Here is a 3,995-nt window from a genome sequence, read left to right as displayed (position 1 = left end):
CGGATCGGGCGGACCCGACAGATCGCGCGGGCGTGGGACCTGGCCTGCACGCCGGTGCCGAGTACTGCCAGCACTGTCGCGTCTTGGCGGGCCAGCAGTCGCGCGGACAACGCGGAGCAGGCGCCGGTCCGCGCTGCGGTGATGGCCGTACCGTCCAGCAGCGCAGTGGGCTCGCCGGTGTCCGGATCGAACGCCACGATCAGCGCCTGATGTGTGGGCAACCGTGTTCCGTCGTTGTGCGGGAAGAGTGACACCAGTTTGGTCATGAGCACCCCTGCCGACGGCAGGAAGCCCGGCATGGCCGCCAGGAATCCGTCGCGTTCGGGTACCAGGGCGGCGACGCGGTCGGGTACCGACGCGCGGCCGGCACTGAGGTCTGCCATCGCCAGGGCCAGGGCATCGATCAGCGAGTCCACGTCGAGCAGGGCCTCGACCTGCGAGCGGCCCAGAACAAGCATGCGTCTCAACCTCCTGATGCCGGTCGTACGGCGAGCGACGGTACAGCCAAAGCGTCGACCGCAGCCCGCTCTGCCCAGGCAAGGACACGCCGTTGTGGCTCCGGCAAGATTTGGCAGGCGGAGATCATCTGCGTGCGGCGGTCGCCGGAGCCGCGTCACGGGCGGCCTCGGAGTTGCTCTGCGAAGTGCCGTCTGAGGTAAGGCAGTTGGCGGGCCTAGCGGACGGGTCGGTGGTGAAGGGGCGCCGACCGGGTTGTGGTCGTTGACGAAAGGTAGGCCCGGACGCGGTGGTCGGTCGGTGTGTCGGCCGTTGGTCGGCGGACCGAGAGAGTTCCTGAAGTCGGCGTGTGCCTGTGCCTCACCCCGGATACTGGGCGCATGGGATTCGCCGTCTTCATGACCCTGCCCGGACTGGTTATTTTGTTGACGGCCGTGGCCTTCACCGATCAGGTGATTCTGCGCGCCGGTCGAGCCGGGCTGCTGCCCTGGCGGAACAGCGCCCGACAGGGACAGATCTCCGCAACCGGCTTCGAGCAGCTTCATGCGAGCTTCTCGCCGGGCAAGCAGAGCCAACTGAAGGAGCGCCAGTCGGCGCTCATCCTCAGGGACGACGAGGAGGACGGGGCACCGCCGAACCGGACCATGGTGGATCTGGAGGGCGGAACAGCGGTCGTCCGTATGCCTCCAGCCGGTCGGTAGCTCAAGTGCTGGTCTCTGCCGAACGCGTTCAGCCTGCGGTGGTGGGGGGTTCAATGGCAATCATGATGCGTAGAGGAACGTCATCCACTGCCGCCGTTGCCGTTGTTGTCGCTTGCGTGTTCGCCGTTCTCACGTCATGTTCCTCGGACTCTTCGGACGGGCCCTCCGCCGGGGGCCAGCCCAGCAGGTCCGGATCCCGGCCTGCGTCCGATGCCGCACAGTCGCCCACGCCCTCGCCCTCGCCAACCGGACCGTGTGCTGACGGGGCGTGCGAAATCAAGGTCGCCGTGGGAGACGTCGTGACAGTTCCGGAAGCGTACGGTCTCGGGCCGATCAAGGTGACGTCGATCGGTGGCGGAAGAGTGGACATGGTCGCCGAGCTGACAGGGTCGGGTTACAGCGTCTCGGGCTGTTCCGGTGGCGGCAGTGTGTCGTCGGGCGGCGGAGGCGGTGTCGCGCTCAGCTGCGGCGAGGGCCCCGCTGCGACCATCAACGACGCCATGAGCCTGAAGGTCGTCGACATTTTGGATGCGACCGCCGTCCTCCGCATCGAACCCACCGGTTGACGTTGATCACTGGTGAGCCGCTCCGACGCCGGCAGTGGCGCCAGAAGCCGCTGTCCCGTACGGGCGGCCTTGCCGAGGTCATGGACTTCACCGCCTGGCCGAACCGCTGGGGCCGGATGCGGCTCATGGCATGCCCGGCCGCTCCGACGGCGGGCGGAGGCCGTTCATGAGGACGGCGAGGCAGACGTCGGTGAGTTGCCTGGACGCGGGGCGCGCCCGCGCGATCGCGTACGGGGCCTCGCTGATCAGAGTGGTGGTGTCGGCGGGGGAAGGATCGCTGCGGATCGCGCCGTCCTGTTGTGCTCCGGCGACCATGCGCTCCACCGCCTGCGCCAGTTGCTTCCTCGAAGCCGCTGCGGCGGGCAGGTTCGGGCCGCCCGACTGCTCACTGATGGTGTGGGGCGCGGAGCCTCTCCATCAGGCTCGGTGCGGTTCAGTAGGTGTCTCTGCTGTGGTGAGGCGCCCGAGCAGACCGAGAAGGGTTGCGCGGTCCGCGTCCGGCAGGGGCGAGAAGCAGTCGGCGAGCACTTCGTCGGCGATCTTGTGACCTGCTGCCAGGATCTGCCGGCCAGTGGGCGTGAGGTGGTGTTCGATGCGCCGGCCGTGTCCGGGACGGCGTTCTACGAGGTCCTGGGCGGTGAGGCGGCCGGCGAGGGTTCCGAAGGCCTGTTCGGTCTGGAACGTGGCTGCGGCCAGTTCGCGGGCGGATGCTCCGGGCGAGCGGCTGATCGCGCGCAGGGCGTCCCACTGGGCCAGCGTCGTGCCGACGGCCTGGAGGGCGCTGTCGAGGGCGCGGTGCTGTCGGTACTGGGCCTGTTTGACCGCTCTGCCGAGTTCTTGCAGCTCAACGTGCATGCATCAAGTCTACCTCATGACCAAGCTAGCTTATATAAGTATGTTTAGTTACTATGGTCGGCATGCCCACCACCGCAGCAGCCATGTACGCAGACCTGTCCCTGACGCTGTCCGAGGCCGGAGCAGGCAGGCCGGTCCTCGTCCTGCACGGCGGCGGAGGCCCCGCCACCGTCGCAGGCCTCGCCCAGCATCTCTCCCGCACCGCTCACACGATCGCACCCGTGCACCCCGGCTGGGACGGCGCCCATCGCCCCGCCTGGCTCACCGGCATCGACGACCTTGCCCTCGCCTATCTGCACATGCTGCGCGATCGCGGACTGCGCGATGTTCTCGTCGTCGGCTCGTCCCTCGGGGGCTGGATAGCCGCGGAGATGGCCGTACGTGACAGCGAGGGAAGCATCACCGGCCTCGTCCTGATCGACGCGGTGGGCGTGCAAGCGGAGACGGAACACATCACCGACTTCTTCGCCCTTGACGCCCGAGGCGTCGCGGAGCACTCCTGGCACGACCCGGACCGGTACTACCTCGACCCGGCCGGCCTCCCGGCCGATGAACTCGCGCGCAGGCAAGCCAACATGGCTACCATGCGCATCCTCGCCGGCGATCCCTACATGCACGACCCCGCACTGCTGGGCCGGCTCGGGCAGGTCCAGGTGCCTTCCCTTCTGCTCTGGGGTGAGAGCGACCGCATCGTCACCCCCGCCTACGGCGCCGCGTACGCCGACGCATTCGGCGACGGCCGGCTCGAAGTCATCCCCAAGGCCGGCCATCTTCCGCAGATCGAACAGCCGGAAGCCACCTTCGCCCTGATCGACGCGCACCTGCGCCAGTCGGGAGATGCGTCGGACCAGCAGTGAGCGAAAGCCGTTGCACGGGCCGCCAACCGGATGTTGAGGTGGCGTGGTGGCAGACCGCGATGGGGACGGGGCCGTCCGGCCGTTGACGCTGGCCTGGGTGGGCCGGCATCTGGACGGCGGCGAACGGGTCGTCAGAACCGAGGCGCTGCACGGCGGTATCACAGCCGAGATGCGGCGCGTGACCGTCGCCAGGCGGGACGGAGGCACCCGTGACCTGGTGTTGCGGACCTTGGTCGATGTGGAGCACGCCGAGGACTGGCTGAACAGGGAGAGAGGCGCCCTTGCCCTGCTAGCGGGGAGCGGGGTGCCGGCTCCTGGACTGGTCGCGGTTGATCACAGGGCCGCGCACTGCGAGTACCCGTCGCTGCTGATGACCCACTTGGCCGGCCGAACGGTCCTCGACGACGAGGGGGTGGAGGCGCGCGTCCCTCTGCTCGCCCGCGAGCTCGTGGCGATCCACGCGGTGCGACCCGCCCCCGCCGAGCGGCCCCCGGGGTACGTGACCTTGTCGACCGCCGACACCGTCGTGACTCCGAAGGACGCCGACACGGCGGCCTGGG

Annotated in this window: 6 protein-coding genes and 1 pseudogene; 4 read left to right on the top strand and 3 right to left on the bottom strand. The window is 68.9% G+C overall.

Annotated features, from left to right (window positions below):
- Positions 1–458 (bottom strand): annotated as a pseudogene (locus JF597_RS00325) (ornithine cyclodeaminase family protein); the annotation flags it as partial.
- 378 nt (positions 459–836) lie between these two features.
- Between JF597_RS00325 and JF597_RS00320 the strand changes: the two are divergent.
- Positions 837–1,157, top strand: coding sequence for a DUF6191 domain-containing protein (locus JF597_RS00320; protein WP_293986531.1), 321 nt, complete (start codon positions 837–839; stop codon positions 1,155–1,157).
- A 287-nt stretch (positions 1,158–1,444) separates the two neighbouring features.
- Positions 1,445–1,723: a hypothetical protein gene (locus tag JF597_RS00315; RefSeq protein WP_293986529.1), complete on the top strand. Its 279-nt coding sequence runs from the start codon at positions 1,445–1,447 to the stop codon at positions 1,721–1,723.
- A gap of 123 nt (positions 1,724–1,846) precedes the next feature.
- On the opposite strand, the gene JF597_RS00310 is transcribed toward JF597_RS00315, so the two are convergent.
- Positions 1,847–2,089, bottom strand: a complete 243-nt coding sequence (locus JF597_RS00310) for a hypothetical protein (RefSeq protein ID WP_366916359.1) — start codon at positions 2,087–2,089, stop codon at positions 1,847–1,849.
- Between the two features lie 51 nt (positions 2,090–2,140).
- Positions 2,141–2,578 (bottom strand): MarR family winged helix-turn-helix transcriptional regulator, encoded by a 438-nt coding sequence (locus JF597_RS00305; protein ID WP_293986526.1) that lies wholly within the window; start codon positions 2,576–2,578, stop codon positions 2,141–2,143.
- 62 nt (positions 2,579–2,640) lie between these two features.
- Between JF597_RS00305 and JF597_RS00300 the strand changes: the two genes are divergently transcribed.
- Positions 2,641–3,435 (top strand): alpha/beta fold hydrolase, encoded by a 795-nt coding sequence (locus JF597_RS00300; protein WP_293986525.1) that lies wholly within the window; start codon positions 2,641–2,643, stop codon positions 3,433–3,435.
- A gap of 46 nt (positions 3,436–3,481) precedes the next feature.
- Positions 3,482–3,995: phosphotransferase (locus JF597_RS00295; protein WP_293986524.1), on the top strand; the 514-nt coding region annotated here is incomplete at its 3' end.

The organism is Streptomyces sp. (assembly GCF_019510245.1).
Lineage (GTDB): Bacteria > Actinomycetota > Actinomycetes > Streptomycetales > Streptomycetaceae > Streptomyces.
The sequence above is the reverse complement of the archived record's forward strand: the minus strand, read 5'-3'. Positions and strand labels throughout refer to the sequence as shown.